Below are 17,910 nucleotides of genomic sequence, written 5' to 3'. Positions count from 1 at the left end.
TCTAGACTTCCGGCGTGAGCGCGAATACGACCGATCCGATGATCGGCCGCCTGATCGAACGGGCGGTACCAGGTGCGCTCACGCATCGCCCGCGGCGGCATGGCCACCGTCTACCTGGCCACCGACCTCCGCCTGGAGCGCCGCGTCGCCATCAAGGTCATGCACGGGCACCTCTCCGACGACAGCGCGTTCAAGCAGCGCTTCATCCAGGAGGCCCGTTCCGCAGCCCGGCTCGCGCATCCGAACGTCGTCAACGTCTTCGACCAGGGACAGGACGAGGACTACGCGTACCTCGTCATGGAGTATCTGCCCGGAATCACGCTGCGCGACCTGATCGAGGAATACGGATCGCTGACCGCCGAGCAGACCCTCGACATCACCGAGGCGGTGCTCTCGGGCCTTGCGGCGGCCCACAAGGCCGGAATCGTCCACCGCGACCTGAAGCCCGAGAACGTTCTCCTCGCCGACGACGGCCGCATCAAGATCGGCGACTTCGGCCTCGCGCGCGCCGCCACCGCCAACACGGCGACCGGCGCGGCGCTGATGGGCACGATCGCCTACCTCTCCCCCGAGCTCGTCACCCGCGGTGTCGCCGACACCCGCAGCGACATCTACGCCGTCGGCATCATGATGTACGAGATGCTCACCGGCGAGCAGCCGTACAAGGGCGAGCAGCCGATGCAGATCGCCTACCAGCACGCGAACGATTCCGTGCCGGTGCCGAGCGCCGCCAACGACAAGGTCCCCGCCGAGCTCGACGAGCTGGTGCTGTGGGCCACCGCCCGCGACCCCGAGCACCGTCCGCGTGACGCGCGCCAGATGCTCGACCAGCTGCACGAGACCGAGGCACTGCTGCGCACCGCGCTGCCGACCGGTTCGACCGCGATGCAGCGCACGATGGTGCTGCCGCCCGCTCCCGCCGCGCCGTTCGCGGGCTCCGACGCCGAGACGCAGGTGCTCGGCGCTCGAAGCGCCCCGCGCAACGACACCGGCCCCGCGGCCCTCGGGGCGGCAACCGCGCAGCTCGCGACGATCGCGCGCCGTCGCCGGCGTCGCGCCCCGTTCATCCTCATTCTCGTGGTGCTGCTCGCCGCCGTCGCCGGCACCACCGGCTGGTACTTCGGCGCCGGACCGGGGGCCCACGCCACCATCCCCGACAGCGTCGTCACCGCGACGCCCGAAGAGGCGACCGCGATCCTCACCGAGATCGGGCTCACCGTCGCCGAGGAGAACCAGACGGCGCACAGCGTCAACGTTCCCGAAGGGGCGGTCATGGCGACCGACCCGGAAGTCGGATCCAGTATCCGCCTGGGCGAGGAGGTCACCCTCGTCGTCTCGCTCGGCCCCCGCGAGGTGACCCTCGAGACCCTCACCGGACTGCCGCTCGAGGATGTCGAGGCCCTGCTCGCCGACGAGGGCCTGATCGTCGCCGATCCGATCGTGGAGCAGTTCAGCTCCGACCTCGACTCGGGGCTCGTCATCAGCGCCACTGACCTCGACGCCGACGGCGACCCCGTCGACCTGTCGCAAGGGGGCACCACGTTCGAAGGCCGCACGATCCAACTCGCGGTCTCGGTCGGCGCCGTCCCAGTGATCCGCGGCGAGACCGTCGAGGTAGCGACCCAGCGTCTCGCTGACGTCAACCTGACGGTCGACGAGGGCCGGGAGATCCGCTCGTACTCCGACGACGTCGCCGAAGGCCGTGTCATCGGGCTCACCAGCAGCGACGGACCGCGAAAGCCCGGCGACACCGTCGGCCTGGAGATCTCCCGCGGCCCCGAGCCGGTGCAGATTCCCGACGTCGAAGGCAAGACCTGGCTGGAGGCGCGCCCCATTCTCGAGGCAGCTGGCCTGGTCGTCGAGTACTGGAACAACAACAGCCGACTGATCGGCGAGACGCTGCCCGGGATCGCCACGGTCGAGGATCTCGACCCCGAAGCGGGCGAGACCGTGCCGAAGAACAGCACCGTGCGCGTCCGGCTGAGCGCCGACTGACGCCCGGCGACAGTCAGTCCACCGGGCGTCCGTCGACGATCACTGCTTCGCGGGCGCGCCCAGCTCTTCCGCGACGAGGAACGCGAGCTCCAGCGACTGCATGTGGTTCAGTCGCGGGTCGCACAGCGACTCGTACTTCGTCGCCAGCGTCGCCTCGTCGATCATCTCGGACCCGCCCAGGCACTCGGTCACGTCGTCGCCGGTGAGCTCGATGTGGATGCCGCCCGGGTGCGTTCCGGCGTCGCGGTGCGCCGCGAAGAAGCCGCGCACCTCGTCGACGACGTCGTCGAAGCGACGCGTCTTGTAGCCGGTCGGGGTCGTCATGCCGTTGCCGTGCATCGGGTCCGAGACCCAGATCGGGTTCGCATCCATGCCCTTGATGGCCTCCAGCAGCGGCGGCAGCGAGTCGCGGATCTTGCCCGCCCCCATGCGCGTGATGAAGGTCAGGCGACCGGGCTCGCGCTCGGGGTCGAGCTTGTCGATCAGCTTTTCCATGTCGCTCGCCGTCGTCGACGGGCCGAGCTTCACCCCGATGGGGTTGCGGATGCGGGAGAAGTAGTCGACGTGCGCACCGTCGAGGTCGCGCGTGCGCTCCCCGATCCACAGGAAGTGGGCGCTCGTGTTCACCGGGGTGCCGTTGCGGCTGTCGATGCGCGTCATCGGACGCTCGTAGTCCATCAGCAGGCCCTCGTGGCTGGTGTAGAACTCGACGCGCTTGAGCTCGTCGAAGTCGGCACCGGCCGCCTCCATGAACTTGACCGCGCGGTCGATCTCGCGCGCGAGACCCTCGTAGCGCTGGTTGGCCGGGTTCGCGGCGAAGCCGTGATTCCAGCGGTGCACCTCGCGCAGGTCGGCGAACCCGCCCTGCGTGAACGCGCGCACCAGGTTCAGCGTCGACGCGGCCGTGTGGTAGCCCTGGATGAGGCGTCGCGGGTCGGCGGCGCGGCTCTCGGGCGTGAAGTCGTAGCCGTTGACAATGTCCCCGCGGTAGGCGGGCAGCGTCAGTTCGCCGCGGGTCTCCGTGTCGCTGGAGCGCGGCTTGGCGAACTGCCCCGCCATGCGTCCCATCTTCACGACAGGCATCGACGCGCCGTAGGTGAGGACGACAGCCATCTGCAGCAGCGTCTTGACGCGGCGGCGGATCTGGTCGGCGGTGGCGCCCGCGAAGGTCTCGGCGCAGTCGCCGCCCTGCATCAGGAACGCTTCGCCGCGCGCCACTCGCGCCAGTCGCTCGCGCAGAATGTCCACCTCACCGGCGAACACGAGCGGCGGAAGCGTGGCGATCTCGGCCGACGCGGCCGCGGCGGCTTCGGCATCCGGCCACTGCGGCTGCTGCTTGATGGGGAGCTCACGCCAATAGTCGAGACCGGCGATCACGCTGGGATCTGCCTGCACAACGGTCTCGGACGGGTCTACCACGGTGGGTCCTTCTGCTCTCGGAATCGGGCCAACACAGCCCAACGATCGACCCTAGCCGACCGGGGACCGCCGCGCCGTCGCGTGAGCGTTCAGCCGACGCGCGAAGGCTTGCGCTTCTTCACCGAGGTCGCGTACACATCCGTGTACTCCTGGCCGCCGATGCGCGCCAATTCGTACATGATCTCGTCGGTGATCGACCGCAGCACGAAGCGGTCGCCCTCCAGGCCCTCGAACCGCGAGAAGTCGAGGGGCTCGCCGAACACGACGCCGATGCGGCGCACCTTCGGGATCAGCGTGCCGGTCGGCATCGCCTTCTCGGTGTCGACCATCGCCACCGGCACGACGATCGCGCCCGAATCCAGGATCATGCGCGCGACGCCGGTGCGCCCGCGATACAGCCGGCCGTCGGGGCTGCGCGTGCCCTCGGGGTAGATGCCGAGCTGGCCGCCCTCGGCGAGGTGCTCGAGGCCGCCGTGCAGCGAGGCCTGCGAGGCCTGCCCGCCCGAGCGGTCGATGGGCAGCTGCCCGATGGCGAGGAAGAAGCGCTTGATCAGCCAGCCCTTGGCGCCGCGACCGGTGAAGTACTCGCTCTTGGCGAGGAACCGGATCGGACGGTCGACGACGAGGGGAAGGAACACCGAGTCGATGAACGACAGATGGTTGCTCGCGAAGATCACGGGACCGGACTCGGGCACGTTCTCACGGCCGCGTACCCACGGTCGGAACACCGAGAGCATGAACGGGCCCACGACGAGGTACTTCATCAACCAATAGAACACGGCGCCTCCGGAAACGTGTGACGAGCCTAGCGCGCGGCTTCGCCGGTGCGTTCTGCGTGAAGCCGGGCCAGGTCGGCGGCGCCCACCATTCCGGCGTCGTTCACCAGTTCGGCGACGACGAAGGTCGGCTCGGGGTGGTAGCCGCGGGCGGGAACGTGGGCGAGGTAGGCCTCGCGCACCGGTTCGAGCAGCAGCTCCCCCGCGGCGGCGACACCGCCGCCGAACGCGAACACCTGCGGGTCGAGAACCGCGGTGATCGAGGCGGCGGCCTGACCGAGCCAGCCGCCGAGCTCGCGCAGCGCCGCGAGCGCGCCCGGGTCGTCTTCGGCGATCAGCGCGGCAACGAGGGCCCCGTCGAGTCCGCCCTGCGCCTCGCGCACCGCGGCGAGGTTCTGGCCGATTCCGCCCGCATCCGCGATGTCGTTCGCCATGCGCAGCAGGGCACGGCCCGAGCCGTACTGCTCGATGCAGCCGCGCTGGCCGCATCCGCAGGCCAGGCCGCCGGGGACGACGCGCAGGTGCCCGATCTCGCCCGCGGTGCCGAAGCCGCCGCGCAGCAGTCGGCCGTCGGCAATGATCGCGCCGCCGACGCCGGTGCCGATCGTGAGCAGGGTCATGTCGTTCACGCCGCGGCCCACGCCGAAGCGGTATTCCGCCCATCCGGCGGCGTTCGCGTCGTTGTCGACGGTGATCGGCAGGCCCGGAAGCCGTTCGCTCAGGTGCTCGCGCACCGGTTCGCTGCGCCAGTTGATGTTGGGCGCGTAATAGACGATCGACTGCGTGGCATCGATGAACCCGGGCGCCGCCACGCCCGCCGCGACGACGTCCTCCCCATCGGCGAGCTCGCTGACGATCTCGACGACGTGGTCGATGAGCGCGTCGCGATCCCCCGCGGGGGTGGGGCGCCGGAGCTGGCGAATGATCTCGCCCTCAGGGGAGACGAGGGCCCCGGCGATCTTCGTTCCGCCGATGTCGATTCCGATGGCATGCACGACGCCCGAGTCTAGCCGCGTGTTGCTCGCCACGGCCCCACCGGCCCGCGCGCGACACGTAGACTGGAGTCCACCACACATACCCGGTGACAAAGGAGTTTCCGTGAGCGAGTTCTTCACCCCGGCCCTGGTTCCGGCGGATCCCACGGCCAACGCGACCGACCTGCTGGTCGACCGCCTGGCCATCGACCCCGAAGCCCCCCTTTTCGCGCTGCCGACGGGCGACGACGGGTGGAGCGATGTCTCCACGGCCGAGTTCCACCGTCAGGTCGTCGCGCTCGCCAAGGGCTTCGTCGCCGCGGGCATCGAGCCCGGCACGAAGATCGGCTTCATGTGCAAGACGCGCTACGAGTGGACGCTGGTCGACTTCGCGGCCTGGTTCGCGGGCGCCGTCCTCGTGCCGATCTACGAGACCTCTGCTCCATCGCAGGTGCAGTACATCCTCAGCGACTCCGGCGCCACCGCGCTGATCGTCGAGACGCCGGACCACTTCGCGCGCTTCGACGAGGTCCGCAGCGAGCTGCCTGACGTCAACCAGGTCTGGCAGCTCAGCCTCGGCGACCTCGACAAGCTCACCGCCAGCGGCACGGAGGTCTCCGACGACGAGATCGAACGTCGCCGGAAGATCGCGCAGGGCTCCGACCTCGCCACCCTCATCTACACCTCGGGTTCGACCGGTCGGCCGAAGGGCTGCATCCTCACGCACTCCAACTTCGTCGAACTGTGCCGCAACGCGGGCGTCGCGATGAAGGAGGTCGTGGCTCCCGGCGCATCCACCCTGCTGTTCATCACGACGGCGCACATCTTCGCGCGCTTCATCTCCATCCTCGCGGTCACCACCGGCGTCAAGGTCGGCCACCAGGGCGACACCTCGAAGCTGCTCCCCTCGCTCGGAAGCTTCAAGCCGACGTTCCTCCTCGCCGTGCCGCGCGTGTTCGAGAAGGTCTACAACTCGGCCGAGCAGAAGGCCGAAGCCGGCGGCAAGGGAAAGATCTTCCGCGCCGCGGCGGAGACCGCGATCGCCCACTCCAAGGCGCTCGACGCCGGTCACGTGCCGCTGGGCATGAAGATCAAGTTCGCGATCTTCGACAAGCTCGTCTACAGCAAGCTGAAGGCAGCCATGGGCGGCCGCGTGCGCTACGCCGTCTCCGGCTCGGCGCCCCTCGGACCGCGACTCGGCCACTTCTTCCGCAGCCTGGACCTGCGGATCCTCGAGGGCTACGGTCTGACCGAGACGACCGCTCCCGCGACCGTCAACCTCGTCGACAAGTTCAAGATCGGCACCGTCGGACCGGCTCTGCCGGGCGTCGGCATCAAGATCGCCGACGACGGCGAGGTGCTCGTCAAGGGCGTCGACGTCTTCGCGGGCTACTGGAACAACCCGGAGGCGACGAAGGAGACCTTCGACGGCGAGTGGTTCAAGACCGGCGACATCGGCACCATCGATGACGAGGGCTACCTGACCATCACGGGCCGCAAGAAGGAGATCATCGTCACGGCCGGCGGCAAGAACGTCGCCCCCGCCGTGCTCGAGGACCCGGTGCGCGCCAACCCGATCGTCTCGCAGGTGGTCGTCGTGGGTGACCAGAAGCCGTTCATCTCGGCGCTCATCACCCTCGACCCCGAGATGCTGCCGGTCTGGCTGAACAACAACGGGGAAGCCGCCGACCAGTCCCTCGAGGACGCGGCGAAGAACCCGAAGGTGATCGCCGAGGTGCAGCGCGCGGTGGATGTCGCCAATGCGCGCGTCTCGCGCGCCGAGTCGATCCGCAAGTTCACGATCCTCGCGACCGAGTTCACCGAGGCGAGCGGACACCTGACGCCGAAGATGAGCATCAAGCGCGACCCGATCATGGCGGACTTCTCGCGCGAGATCGACGTCATGTACTCGTCGGCCTCGCCGGAGACCACCGGGCAGTCGCTCGTCCACTAGTCACCCGCCGGTTGAGTAGCGCCGCGTGAGAGCCGATCGGTTTCGATACGGCGCTGCGCGCCTACTCAACCGGCACCCCTCGCCGGTTGAGTAGCGCCGAAGGCGCGTATCGAAACCAAGGCCGCGCGGCAGCACGCGCGGTTTCGATACGGCGCTCGGCGCCTACTCAACCCGCTCATCTTGCTGGTTGAGTAGCGCCAAGGGCGCGTATCGAAACCACAGCCGCGCCGCAACACAAGCGGTTTCGATACGGGCCGCGCCGCGGCCCTACTCAACCCGCTCACCTTGGTGGTTGAGTAGCGCCAACGGCGCGTATCGAAACCACGGCCGCGCGCAACACAAGCGGTTTCGATACGGACCGCACCGCGGCCCTACTCAACCCGCTCAACTTGGTGGTTGAGTAGCGCCGAAGGCGCGTATCGAAACCACAGCCGCGCGGCACGACAGAGGCGGTTTCGATACGGGCCGCTGCGCGGCCCTACTCAACCCGCGGGGGCTAGCGGGGTGCGAACCAGTCGGACTGGCGGATCTCGCGCAGCGCCTCGCGCTTGACCTCGGGCGCCAGACCTTCGACGTAGAGCTTGCCGTCGAGGTGGTCGCACTCGTGCTGCAGCGCCTGCGCCATCAGCCCGTCGCCCTCCAGGACGACGTCGTTGCCGTGCGCGTCGACGCCGGTCACCCGCGCGAACGGGTAGCGCGAACGCGGGAACGAGAATCCGGGCACCGACAGGCATCCCTCGTTGACGTCCTCCGGCTCCCCCGAGACCTCGAGCACCGGGTTGAACACGTAGCCGACCTCGCCGTCGACGTTGTACGAGAACGCCCGCAGCCCCACGCCGATCTGCGGTGCCGCGACGCCGGCGCGACCGGGCAGCTTCACCGAGTCGACCAGGTCCTCCGCGAGGGCGAGCAGCTTCGCGTCGCCGGGCTTCACGGTGATCGGATCGCTCGCCGAACGGAGCACCGGATCTCCGAAGAGCCGGATCTGACGTTCGGTCATGCCGACCGCCGGGCCGGCAGCCCGTCCATCACGAGCGCCGCCAGCTCCCGCGCCGAGTCGCGCGTGAACTTCTGAAGCGCCGAGAACCGCACGACGGAACCCGCTGCGAGCTCCGCGTCGTAGGGAATGCGCACGATGTCGCGCACCCGCGAGCGGAAGTGCGCTTCGATCTCATCGAGCTTCACCAGGTTGGTGCCCTGGGTGGCGGTGTTCAGTGCCACGATCGCGTTCTTCACCAGGTCGCCGTAGCCGTTCGCCTCCAGCCAGGTGAGCGTCTCGGAGGCGAGCCGCGCCTCATTGACGCTGCCGCCGGAGACGATGACCACGGCATCCGCACGCTGCAGCGTGGCCCGCATGACGGAGTGCACGATTCCGGTGCCGCAGTCGGTGAGCACGAGCGAGTAGTAACGGGCCGCGATGTCGGCGACGACGTTGTAGTCGTCCTCGTCGAAGGCCTCGGAGAGCAGCGGATCGGTGTCGGACGCGAGCACGTCCAGGCGCGTCTCGTCACGCGAGACGTGGCTGGACAGCTCCGAGAAGTCGCGGATGCTCGGCGCGTGCGTGACGAGGTCGCGCACGGTCGACCGCGTCTGCTTGTTGACCCGCTCGGAGAGCGTGCCGCGGTCCGGGTTGGCGTCGACCGCGATGACGCGGTCTTCGCGCACATCGGCGAGGGCCATGCCGAGAATCGTCGTGATGGTGGTCTTGCCGACCCCGCCCTTGCGGGTGAGCACCGGCACGAAGCGGGTGCCGCCCTCGAGCCGCTTCGCGATGCGCGCATCCAGCTGCTTGCGCTCGCGCACCGCGGGCGAGTCGCCGAGGTTGATCTGGTGGAAGCTCGCCTGGTAGACGAGGTGGGGCCAGAAGCCTTCAGGGACGCCGCGGCGGGCGCCGCTCTTCTCGTGCAGGAGGCGCTCGGCCGTGAGCATCGACGCCGACTCCGGAGAGGACGCGTCGCCGGTGTGCACGGCGACGTCGTCGCCCGGCAGCGGCGGCACGATCGCGACCGCCTGCTCGCCCGAATCCGCGTCGGTCTCGTCGTCCCCGGGAAGCTCGGCGTGCTCGTCGGCGTCGAGATGGATCGACGTGGTCGCCCGCGCGTCCCCCTGCGGCAGCACCGGCGTGATCGCGATGTCGTGCAGCGTCACGGCCGCCTCGTCATCGGCGGGCTCGTGCACGGTCGTGGGCAGTTCGATGCTCACCGTGAGGCTTTCCGGCAGCTGGGCCGCAAGACCCTCGTCGCCGTCCACCGCGGAAACCGCGTCGCCGAACTCGTCGGCCGCCGTCGGCTTCTCGTTGCGCACTCGCGCCACGCTCACTCCCCTTTCGCTGACGCCGGTTCGCGCCAACGTCCGATTCTACCGGCGCGGCGCGGTCCCTACTCGACCACCACCAACAGGTCTCCCGCCTCCACCTGCTGCGTGCTCGGGATGGCGAGACGCTTCACGGTGCCGGCGATGGGGGACGTGATGGCGGCCTCCATCTTCATGGCCTCGATCGACGCGACCGGCTGACCCACCTCCACCTTGTCGCCCTCGGCGACCTTGAGGGTGACGACACCCGAGAACGGTGCGGCGATCTGACCGGGCTTGCCCGGGTCCGCCTTCTCGGCCGTCGGGGTCGAGACGGCGACGCTGCGGTCGCGCACGTACACCGGCCGCAGCTGGCCGTTGAGCGTGGTCATGACGGTGCGCATGCCCTTGTCGTCGATTTCTCCGATGGCTTCGAGGCCGACGAACAGGTCGACTCCGGGCGCGATCGGCACGGCGTGCTCGGTGCCCGGCTTGAGCCCGTACAGGTAGTCGATCGTGTCGACGACCGAGAGATCGCCGAACATCTCGCGGACCTGCTCGAACTGCTTGGTCGGGCCGGGGAACAGCAGACGGTTGAGCGCCGCGCGGCGCTCCTCCGGCGTCCCGGCGAGAGCCTTCTCGTCGTCGGCGGTGATCGGCTCGACGCCGATCTTGACGTGACGGCCTTCGAGGATCTTGCTGCGAAGCGGCTCCGGCCACCCGCCGGGCAGATCGCCGAGCTCGCCGGCCATGAAGCCGATGACGGAGTCGGGGATGTCGAACTTGTCCGGGTTCTGCTCGAAGTCGGCCGGGTCGGCGTTCGCCGCCGCGAGGGCGAGGGCGAGGTCGCCGACCACCTTCGACGACGGGGTCACCTTCGGCGGACGGCCGAGCATCTGGCTGGCCGCGGCGTAGAGGTCTTCGATCACCTCGAAGCGGTCCTCCAGTCCCAGCGCGATCGCCTGCTGACGCAGGTTGGAGAGCTGGCCGCCCGGGATCTCGTGCTTGTACACGCGTCCGGTGGGGCCCGGAAGCCCGGACTCGAAGGGCCGGTAGGCGCCGCGCACGGCCTCCCAGTACGGCTCGAGGTCGCTCACGGCCTGCAGCGAGATCCCGGTGTCGCGCTCGGTGTGCGCGGTCGCGGCGACGAGCGCCGAGAGCGAGGGCTGGCTGGTGGTGCCCGCCATCGGGGCGCTCGCGGCGTCCACCGCGTCGGCGCCGGCACGCGAGGCCGCCATGAGCGTCGCCAGCTGGCCGCCTGCCGTGTCGTGCGTGTGCACGTGGACGGGAAGGTCGAAACGCTCCCGCAGGGCCGTGACGAGCTTCTCAGCGGCTCCCGCGCGCAGCAGGCCCGCCATGTCCTTGATCGCGAGGATGTGCGCCCCCGCCTCGACCATCTGCTCGGCGAGCTTCAGGTAGTAGTCGAGCGTGTAGAGCGTCTCGTCCGGGTCGAGCAGGTCGGCCGTGTAGCAGAGCGCCACCTCGGCGACCGTGCTGCCGGTCTCGAGCACCGCGTCGATCGCGGGACGCATCTGGTCGACGTCGTTGAGGGCGTCGAAGATGCGGAAGATGTCGACACCCGTCGAGGCGGCCTCGCGCACGAACGCGCTCGTCACCTCGGTCGGGTACGGCGTGTAGCCGACCGTGTTGCGGCCCCGCAGCAGCATCTGGATCGCGACGTTCGGCAGCGCCTCGCGCATGGTGGCGAGTCGCTCCCACGGGTCTTCGCCGAGGAAGCGGAGCGCGACGTCGTAGGTCGCGCCGCCCCAGGCCTCCACGCTCCACAGTTCGGGCGTGAGCCGCGCGACGTGCGGCATGACCGCGGTCAGGTCCTTGGTGCGCACGCGGGTCGCGAGCAGCGACTGGTGCGCGTCACGGAACGTGGTCTCGGTGACCGCAAGAGCCGTCTGCTGCCGCAGGGCGCTGGCGAAGCCGACCGGTCCGAGCTCGAGCAGCTTCTGCCGGGTTCCCGCGGGCGCCGCGGCGTCGAGGTCGACGGCCGGGAGCTTGCGGGCCGGGTCGATCGCGTGCGCGCCGGATCCGTTCGGCTGGTTGACGGTGACGTCGGCGAGCCAGCTGAGGATCTTCGTGCCGCGGTCGCGCGACTCGTGCCCGTTGAACAGCTCGGGGCGCTCGTCGATGAAGCTCGTCGCGAGGTCCCCGGCGACGAACGCCGGGTCCTCGAGCACCGCCTGCAGGAAGGGGATGTTGGTGGAGACGCCGCGGATGCGGAACTCCGCCAGACCGCGCTTGGCGCGCGCCACCGCGGCCGGGAAGTCGCGACCGCGGGCCGTCATCTTCGCCAGCATCGAGTCGAAGTGGGGGCTGATCTGCGAACCGGTCTGCACCGTGCCGCCGTCGAGGCGGATTCCGGAGCCGCCGGGCGAGCGGTAGGTGGTGATCTTGCCCGTGTCAGGGCGGAAGTTGGCCGCCGGGTCCTCGGTCGTGATGCGCGTCTGCAGGGCGGCGCCGTGCAGCTGCACGGAGTCCTGCGTCAGCCCCAGCTCGGCCAGCGTGGCGCCGGCCGCGATGCGCATCTGCGACTGCACCAGGTCGACGTCGGTGACCTCTTCGGTGACGGTGTGCTCGACCTGGATGCGCGGGTTCATCTCGATGAACACGTGCTCTCCGGCGCGCTCCCCCGCGGTGTCGAGCAGGAACTCGACCGTTCCCGCGTTGACGTAGCCGATCGACTTCGCGAACGCGACCGCGTCGCGATACATCGCCTGACGGGTGTCCTCGTCGAGGTTGGGGGCCGGCGCGATCTCCACCACCTTCTGGTGACGACGCTGCACCGAGCAGTCGCGCTCGAACAGGTGGATCGTCTCGCCCGTCGCGTCGGCGAGGATCTGCACCTCGATGTGACGCGGGCGCACGACGGCCTGCTCGATGAACATGGTCGGGTCGCCGAACGCGCTGTCGGCCTCGCGCATGGCGGCTTCGAGCGCGCCGCGAAGGTCTTCGCGCTTGTCGACGCGCCGCATTCCGCGACCGCCGCCGCCGGCGACCGCCTTGGCGAAGACGGGGAACCCGATCTCGTCGGCACCGGCGAGCAGCACCTCGATGTCGGTCGTCGCCGGAGTCGACTTCAGCACGGGCACGCCCGCGGAGATCGCGTGCTCCTTGGCGGTGACCTTGTTTCCGGCCATCTCCAGCACGTTGCTGCCGGGGCCGATGAAGGTGATGCCGTTCTCGGCGGCCGACTGGGCCAGGTCCGGGTTCTCGGAGAGGAATCCGTAGCCCGGGTAGATGGCGTCGGCGCCAGCTTCATTGGCGACGCGGATGATCTCGCTGACGTCGAGGTAGGCGCGGACCGGGTGGCCCTCCTCGCCGATCAGGTAGGCCTCGTCGGCCTTCAGACGGTGCATCGAGTTGCGATCCTCGTAGGGATACACGGCCACCGTCTTGGCGCCTAACTCGTAGGCGGCACGGAAAGCACGGATCGCGATTTCACCGCGGTTGGCTACCAGGATCTTCTTGAACATTCGGTCCTCTCGGCACGCGGCTGATTTTCTGCTGCTCTCAGATTACTGAAGGTAGGCTCCCTTCTCGTGCACGTACTGAGCGTCAGCTCCCTCAAAGGGGGCGTAGGCAAGACCACCGTGACGCTCGGATTGGCGTCTGCGGCCTTCGCGCGCGGCGTTTCCACGTTGGTCGTGGATCTCGATCCGCAGTCCGATGTGTCGACCGGAATGGATATCTCGGTCGCCGGCCACCTCAACATCGCGGATGTCCTCGCCTCGCCGAAGGAGAAGACCGTCCGCGCCGCCATCGCCCCCTCGGGGTGGACGCGCGGCCACCGGGGCACGGTGGATGTGCTGATCGGCTCGCCGTCGGCGATCAACTTCGACGGCCCGCATCCGAGCATTCGCGACATCTGGAAGCTCGAGGAGGCGCTCGCGCACGTCGAGCAGGACTACGAGCTCGTGCTCATCGACTGCGCGCCGTCGCTGAACGCCCTCACCCGCACCGCCTGGGCGGCGAGTGATCGCGTCACCGTCGTCACCGAGCCGGGCCTGTTCTCCGTCGCCGCGGCCGATCGCGCGCTCCGTGCGATCGAGGAAATCCGTCGCGGGCTCTCCCCCCGCCTTCAGCCTTTGGGCATCATCGTCAACCGGGCGCGCGTGCAGTCGCTCGAGCACCAGTTCCGCATCAAGGAGCTGCGCGACATGTTCGGGCCGCTGGTGCTGTCGCCGCAGCTGCCGGAGCGCACGTCGCTGCAGCAGGCGCAGGGCGCCGCGAAGCCGCTGCACATCTGGCCGGGCGAGAGCGCGCAGGAGATGGCACGGCACTTCGACCAGCTGCTGGACCGCGTGCTGCGCACCGCCAACCTGCAGGATGTCTCGGTCGCCGAGCCGCTCGTCGCCCCCGAGTCCGAACCCAGCGCCTAGCCGCGGCCGCGCCTAAATGCCGCAACCTCGCCGCGGGCGAGGGGCGGGCGGGGTTCAGCTGGCGGCGCGGGAGGCGCGCTTGGCGGCGAGGTCGTCGCGCTGCTCGTCGGCAGCGACCGTGTCGAGGTCGACGAGGCTCGTCTCCACCTCGCGCAGCACCTTGCCGACCGCGATGCCGAAGACGCCCTGTCCCCGGCTCACGAGGTCGATGACCTCATCATCGGAGGTGCACAGGTAGACGCTCGCGCCGTCGCTCATGAGCGTCGTCTGCGCGAGGTCGTTCACGCCGGATTCGCGAAGCTGGTTGACGGCCGTGCGGATCTGCTGAAGCGAGATCCCGGTGTCAAGCAGTCGCTTGACGAGCTTGAGGACGAGGATGTCGCGGAAGCCGTAGAGGCGCTGCGAGCCGGATCCGGCTGCCCCGCGCACGGTCGGCTCGACCAGCTGCGTGCGAGCCCAGTAGTCGAGCTGACGGTAGCTGATGCCCGCGGCGCGAGCCGCGACGGTGCCGCGGTAGCCCGCGGTGTCGTCCATCTCGGGCAACCCGTCGGTAAAGAGCAGACCGAGGTCGTAGCGCGAGTCCTCGCTGCGTTTCACGTCGCTCATCTGCCATCCTCGATCCGCCGGGGTAACCCTCAGCTTGAAGTTGAACTTCAACTTCTCGTCTTCCCCCACGGTACCCACGACATGCGGCGGCGACAATCACATCGCGCGCGACACGCGGGAGCGTCGGGCGAATTCGATGGTTCAGAGCTTGCTGAGCGCCGAGCGGATCAGGTTGGAGCGCACGACCTCGAGCTGGCCGGCGATCTCGCGCGCCATCTCGCGCGCCTTCGCCCGGCTCGCCGAGTCGGTGCGGCGCGCGACCGGAATCAGCGCCGTCTCGATGAGCCCCAGTTCGCGCTCGGCCGACGCCCGGAAGCCGCGCAGGTGCCGCGGCTCGATTCCGGAGCGCTGCAGCTCGACCAGCGCGGTCAGAACCGCGAGGGCCTCGTCGCCGTAGTGCTCCGCGGGAACGATGAGCGACGCCGAGATCGCGTCGCCGAGCAGCAGCGTCGTGGCGCCCGCCTCACGGATCAGCTCATCGCGGGTCAGCCGGCGTTCGGACGGCAGCATCGACGGTCCGAGCACCGCACCCCCGCCGGGAAGCACCGGGTCGCGTCCGGCATCCAGGTCGTCGAGATAGGCGCGGATGACCTTGAGCGGCAGGTAGTAGTCGCGCTGCATCGACAGCACGAGGCGAACCCGTTCGACGTCGGCGTGCGAGAACTTGCGGTAGCCCGACTCGGTGCGCGACGGGGTCACCAGCTTCCGCTCCTCCAGGAACCGGAGCTTCGACGGCGACAGTTCGGGGAATTCGGGATTCAGCCGCGCCAGCACCTGCCCGATGCTGAGCAGCTGCGGGGAGGAGTGGGAGCGTGCCGCGGAGGAACCGGTAGGCATCAGGACGCGGCACCCGCGACGTCGGCGCGCGAAGCGTAGAACGTCAGGCGGAACTTGCCGACCTGCACCTCGGCGCCATCGGACAGCGGAGCCGCCTCGATGCGCTCACCGAGGAAGTACGTGCCGTTCAACGACCCCAGGTCCTCCACGTGGAACGCGGTGCCGGTGCGGACGAACCGCGCGTGATGACGCGAGACGGTGACGTCGTCGAGGAAGATGTCGGCATCCGGGTGGCGGCCGGCGATCGTCTGGTCGGAGTCGAGCAGGAAGCGCGCGCCGATGTTGGGGCCGCGGCGCACGATCAGCAGAGCCGAACCGGACGGCAGCGCCGCGATCGCCTCCTGCTCCTCGAGGCTGACGCCCGCCTCCATCGCGGCAAGCTGCGCGACGAATTCGTCGGAGAAGTGCGCGGTGGTGTCGGCCGGCGGCATCGCCGACGGCTGCCCGTTCGCGTCGCCCTGCGGCGTTTCGGGGGCACCGTTTTCGCCCGTGTCGACCATCTCGACCTCCTCTAAGCGTTCAGACTATCGGACGCACTGCGACCCGAACCCGGCGAGATTCGAACCACACGAATCGTCTCGCGAAGATACAGGATGCCCGCCCACCAGTACAGGAATGCGCCCCACAGCGCGGCCGCCCAGCCGAGCACCGCGGCCACCGGCTCGAGGGCGGCGAACGCCCCGCCGAGGATCAGCACCGGCAGCGCGAACAGCAGCGCGAAGGTCGCCATCTTGCCCAGATGGTGCACGTAGAGCGGACCGTAGCCGTGGTTGGCGAGGACGACCCCGAGGATGATCAGCATCACGTCGCGCGCGATGATGATGGCGACCAGCCACCACGGGATGAACTGCTGCCAGGCGAGCCCGATCAGCGTGGCCAGGATGTAGAGCCGGTCGGCGGCCGGATCCAGCAGCTGCCCGAGTCGGGTGATCTGGTCGAAGCGCCGTGCGACGACGCCGTCGATGAGGTCGGTGACGCTCGAGACGACGAGGATCACGAGGGCCCAGATGTACTCGGCGGCGATCAGGGTGCCCAGGAACACGGGGATGAGCAGCAGCCGAAGCAGGCTCAGTGCGTTGGGGATCGTCACGATCCGGTTGCTGACCTCGGTCACACGTCCCCTCCTGATGCGATTCTAGGGCGACGGAGCGATATTCACGATTGCGGATATTCGAACCTGAGCACGTCTTCGCCGCTGGCTCGGGCGCGGCGGGTCACGGGACCGCGCAGGGCGCGAGCGCTTAAACTCGCCGCATGTCGTGCATCCGCTTCAACACGCCCGCCCAGCGCGCGCAGATGCGTGCGAATGCCCCGAAGATGCTGACGGCCGAGGAGGCCGCGGCGCTCCACCCTGCTCCCCCGGTCACCGAGAGCAAGATCCGGCGTCTGCGGCTGCTGGCCCAGGACAGCAACCCGAAGATCCGGGAGAGCGTCGCCAGCAGCTATCACACGCCGCCGGAGGTGTTCGAGCGCCTGGCCCGGGACAGCGATCCCGGCGTGCGCGCCTGCGTCGCCCGCAACGAGGCGGCGCCGTGCGATCTGCTGCGTGAGCTCGCCGGCGACGAGAACGAGTCGGTGCGCGGCTGGGTCGCGGTGAACTTCTACGTGCCCGCGGACGCGATGGAGCGTCTCGCCGAGGACGAGAGCGAACTGGTCCGCGGTCTCGTGGCGTGGAAGGCCTCGCTCGCGGAGCAGGACGAGCAGCGCTCAGCCGAGCGCGACATCCAGTTCGCGCAGGCGATCTCGTAGCGCGGGCCACGAGGCCGCCAGGCCCGGATGCAGCGGGCGAGCCGCGACGTCGTCGAGGGCCACCCATTCCAGCGCAGCACTCTCGGCGTCGCCGATGACCGGCTCGAAGCGCTCGTCAACGCGCGCCAGGACGGTCGTGTACGACCAGTAGCCGACATCGTGGACGACGCTGTCGAGCACGTGCACCCGCTCCGGCGGAACGCCGGCCTCCTCGTCGGCCTCGCGAATCGCCGCCTCGACGGCCGACTCCTCGGGCTTGCGCGCACCGCCGGGCAGCCCCCAGGTGTCGCCGAAGTGACTCCAGGTGGCACGCAGCTGCAGCAGCGCTCCGGAACCCGCGTGCACGACGAGCAGCCCTGCGGCACCGTAGGTGCCCCAAAACCTGCCCTGCGGCCCGTCCACCCACGCATCGCCCGGACCGTGCGGCCGCCGGGCGCTGGGATCATGGCTGGCTCGTGTCACGCCTTCAGCCTAATGAGCGCGACCGGGCGCGCGGTCCGTATGCTCGCTGTCGTGAGCGCTCGACTCGACGCCTGGCTGTGGGCCGTGCGGCTGACCAAGACCCGGTCGGCGGCGACCGCGCTGTGCCGCGCCGGGCATGTGCGCGTCAACGGCGATCGGGCGAAGGCGGCTCACGCCTTGTCGATCGGCGATGAGGTGCGCGTGCGCACCGAGGCGGGACCGCGCGTGGTGATCGTGCGGCAGCTGATCCGCAAGCGCGTCGGGGCCGCCCTCGCGGCCGAGGCGCTGGAAGACCATTCGCCTCCCCCGCCGCCGCCGGAGGAGCGCTCGGTGGTCGGCGTGCGCGACCGCGGGACGGGTCGGCCGACGAAGCGCGACCGGCGCGAGCTGGAGCGCCTGCGGCGGCGCGACGAGCTCTAGGCGCTGCGCTCCGCCTCTAGGCACTGCGCTCCGCC

Annotated in this window: 16 protein-coding genes; 5 read left to right on the top strand and 11 right to left on the bottom strand. The window is 69.6% G+C overall.

Going from position 1 to position 17,910, the window contains the following annotated elements; all coding sequences use genetic code 11:
• Positions 1-72: 72 nt before the first annotated feature.
• On the top strand, positions 73-1,995 hold the full coding sequence (pknB, locus tag AC0L6Y_RS04975) for a Stk1 family PASTA domain-containing Ser/Thr kinase (RefSeq protein WP_473556801.1): 1,923 nt from the start codon (positions 73-75) through the stop codon (positions 1,993-1,995).
• A 39-nt stretch (positions 1,996-2,034) separates the two neighbouring features.
• Here pknB and AC0L6Y_RS04970 read toward each other — a convergent pair whose 3' ends face one another.
• From AC0L6Y_RS04970 to AC0L6Y_RS04960, 3 genes are all read right to left on the bottom strand, one after another.
• Entirely contained in the window at positions 2,035-3,414 is a 1,380-nt protein-coding gene (locus tag AC0L6Y_RS04970) for a class II 3-deoxy-7-phosphoheptulonate synthase (protein WP_473556796.1), read from the bottom strand.
• 89 nt (positions 3,415-3,503) lie between these two features.
• Positions 3,504-4,193, bottom strand: coding sequence for a lysophospholipid acyltransferase family protein (locus tag AC0L6Y_RS04965; protein ID WP_473556790.1), 690 nt, complete (start codon positions 4,191-4,193; stop codon positions 3,504-3,506).
• 26 nt (positions 4,194-4,219) lie between these two features.
• A complete protein-coding gene (locus AC0L6Y_RS04960; protein ID WP_473556785.1) occupies positions 4,220-5,185 on the bottom strand; it encodes an ROK family protein in 966 nt (321 codons plus the stop codon).
• Positions 5,186-5,288: 103 nt separating this feature from the next.
• Here AC0L6Y_RS04960 and AC0L6Y_RS04955 point away from each other — a divergent pair, with 103 nt between their 5' ends.
• Positions 5,289-7,118 (top strand): AMP-dependent synthetase/ligase, encoded by a 1,830-nt coding sequence (locus AC0L6Y_RS04955; protein WP_473556779.1) that lies wholly within the window; start codon positions 5,289-5,291, stop codon positions 7,116-7,118.
• A gap of 496 nt (positions 7,119-7,614) precedes the next feature.
• Here AC0L6Y_RS04955 and AC0L6Y_RS04950 read toward each other — a convergent pair whose 3' ends face one another.
• From AC0L6Y_RS04950 to AC0L6Y_RS04940, 3 genes are all read right to left on the bottom strand, one after another.
• Positions 7,615-8,118, bottom strand: a complete 504-nt coding sequence (locus AC0L6Y_RS04950; protein WP_473556773.1) for a peptide deformylase — start codon at positions 8,116-8,118, stop codon at positions 7,615-7,617.
• The gene (locus tag AC0L6Y_RS04945; protein WP_473556768.1) at positions 8,115-9,431 is read right to left on the bottom strand and encodes a MinD/ParA family ATP-binding protein; all 1,317 of its coding nucleotides are present in this window, start codon (positions 9,429-9,431) and stop codon (positions 8,115-8,117) included. The genes AC0L6Y_RS04950 and AC0L6Y_RS04945 overlap by 4 nt, the downstream gene beginning before the upstream one ends.
• A 65-nt stretch (positions 9,432-9,496) precedes the next feature.
• A complete protein-coding gene (locus tag AC0L6Y_RS04940; RefSeq protein WP_473556763.1) occupies positions 9,497-12,895 on the bottom strand; it encodes a pyruvate carboxylase in 3,399 nt (1,132 codons plus the stop codon).
• Positions 12,896-12,961: 66 nt separating this feature from the next.
• Here AC0L6Y_RS04940 and AC0L6Y_RS04935 point away from each other — a divergent pair, with 66 nt between their 5' ends.
• Positions 12,962-13,801, top strand: coding sequence for a ParA family protein (locus AC0L6Y_RS04935; RefSeq protein WP_473556758.1), 840 nt, complete (start codon positions 12,962-12,964; stop codon positions 13,799-13,801).
• Between the two features lie 54 nt (positions 13,802-13,855).
• Here the strand turns inward: AC0L6Y_RS04935 and AC0L6Y_RS04930 are convergent, their stop codons facing one another.
• The 4 genes from AC0L6Y_RS04930 to AC0L6Y_RS04915 all read right to left on the bottom strand — a co-directional run bounded on the left by AC0L6Y_RS04930 (position 13,856) and on the right by AC0L6Y_RS04915 (position 16,358).
• Positions 13,856-14,407: a MerR family transcriptional regulator gene (locus AC0L6Y_RS04930; RefSeq protein WP_473556751.1), complete on the bottom strand. Its 552-nt coding sequence runs from the start codon at positions 14,405-14,407 to the stop codon at positions 13,856-13,858.
• A 141-nt stretch (positions 14,408-14,548) separates the two neighbouring features.
• The gene (ftsR, locus tag AC0L6Y_RS04925) at positions 14,549-15,244 is read right to left on the bottom strand and encodes a transcriptional regulator FtsR (RefSeq protein WP_473556746.1); all 696 of its coding nucleotides are present in this window, start codon (positions 15,242-15,244) and stop codon (positions 14,549-14,551) included.
• Positions 15,244-15,675, bottom strand: a complete 432-nt coding sequence (locus tag AC0L6Y_RS04920; RefSeq protein ID WP_473558272.1) for an FHA domain-containing protein — start codon at positions 15,673-15,675, stop codon at positions 15,244-15,246. The genes ftsR and AC0L6Y_RS04920 overlap by 1 nt, the downstream gene beginning before the upstream one ends.
• An 80-nt stretch (positions 15,676-15,755) precedes the next feature.
• A complete protein-coding gene (locus AC0L6Y_RS04915) occupies positions 15,756-16,358 on the bottom strand; it encodes a CDP-alcohol phosphatidyltransferase family protein (RefSeq protein ID WP_473556739.1) in 603 nt (200 codons plus the stop codon).
• 140 nt (positions 16,359-16,498) lie between these two features.
• Between AC0L6Y_RS04915 and AC0L6Y_RS04910 the strand changes: the two genes are divergently transcribed.
• Complete coding sequence (locus tag AC0L6Y_RS04910) at positions 16,499-16,993, top strand: hypothetical protein (RefSeq protein WP_473556734.1); 495 nt, start codon at positions 16,499-16,501, stop codon at positions 16,991-16,993.
• Here AC0L6Y_RS04910 and AC0L6Y_RS04905 read toward each other — a convergent pair.
• On the bottom strand, positions 16,952-17,455 hold the full coding sequence (locus AC0L6Y_RS04905) for an NUDIX domain-containing protein (protein WP_473556728.1): 504 nt from the start codon (positions 17,453-17,455) through the stop codon (positions 16,952-16,954). The genes AC0L6Y_RS04910 and AC0L6Y_RS04905 overlap by 42 nt on opposite strands.
• A gap of 39 nt (positions 17,456-17,494) precedes the next feature.
• Between AC0L6Y_RS04905 and AC0L6Y_RS04900 the strand changes: the two genes are divergently transcribed.
• On the top strand, positions 17,495-17,875 hold the full coding sequence (locus tag AC0L6Y_RS04900) for an RNA-binding S4 domain-containing protein (RefSeq protein WP_473556724.1): 381 nt from the start codon (positions 17,495-17,497) through the stop codon (positions 17,873-17,875).
• Positions 17,876-17,910: the final 35 nt, after the last annotated feature.

The sequence above is a fragment of the Pseudolysinimonas sp. 10J20-29 genome, from assembly GCF_055809595.1.
The sequence above is the reverse complement of the archived record's forward strand: the minus strand, read 5'-3'. Positions and strand labels throughout refer to the sequence as shown.

Excerpts from the sequence above, each read along its gene's own strand:
- AC0L6Y_RS04950 (WP_473556773.1), bottom strand. The coding sequence starts at position 8,118 with ATGACCGAACGTCAGATCCGGCTCTTCGGAGATCCGGTGCTCCGTTCG.
- AC0L6Y_RS04940 (WP_473556763.1), bottom strand. The coding sequence starts at position 12,895 with ATGTTCAAGAAGATCCTGGTAGCCAACCGCGGTGAAATCGCGATCCGT.
- AC0L6Y_RS04930 (WP_473556751.1), bottom strand. The coding sequence starts at position 14,407 with ATGAGCGACGTGAAACGCAGCGAGGACTCGCGCTACGACCTCGGTCTG.
- ftsR (WP_473556746.1), bottom strand. The coding sequence starts at position 15,244 with ATGCCTACCGGTTCCTCCGCGGCACGCTCCCACTCCTCCCCGCAGCTG.
- AC0L6Y_RS04920 (WP_473558272.1), bottom strand. The coding sequence starts at position 15,675 with ATGCCGCCGGCCGACACCACCGCGCACTTCTCCGACGAATTCGTCGCG.
- AC0L6Y_RS04910 (WP_473556734.1), top strand. The coding sequence starts at position 16,499 with ATGTCGTGCATCCGCTTCAACACGCCCGCCCAGCGCGCGCAGATGCGT.
- AC0L6Y_RS04900 (WP_473556724.1), top strand. The coding sequence starts at position 17,495 with ATGCTCGCTGTCGTGAGCGCTCGACTCGACGCCTGGCTGTGGGCCGTG.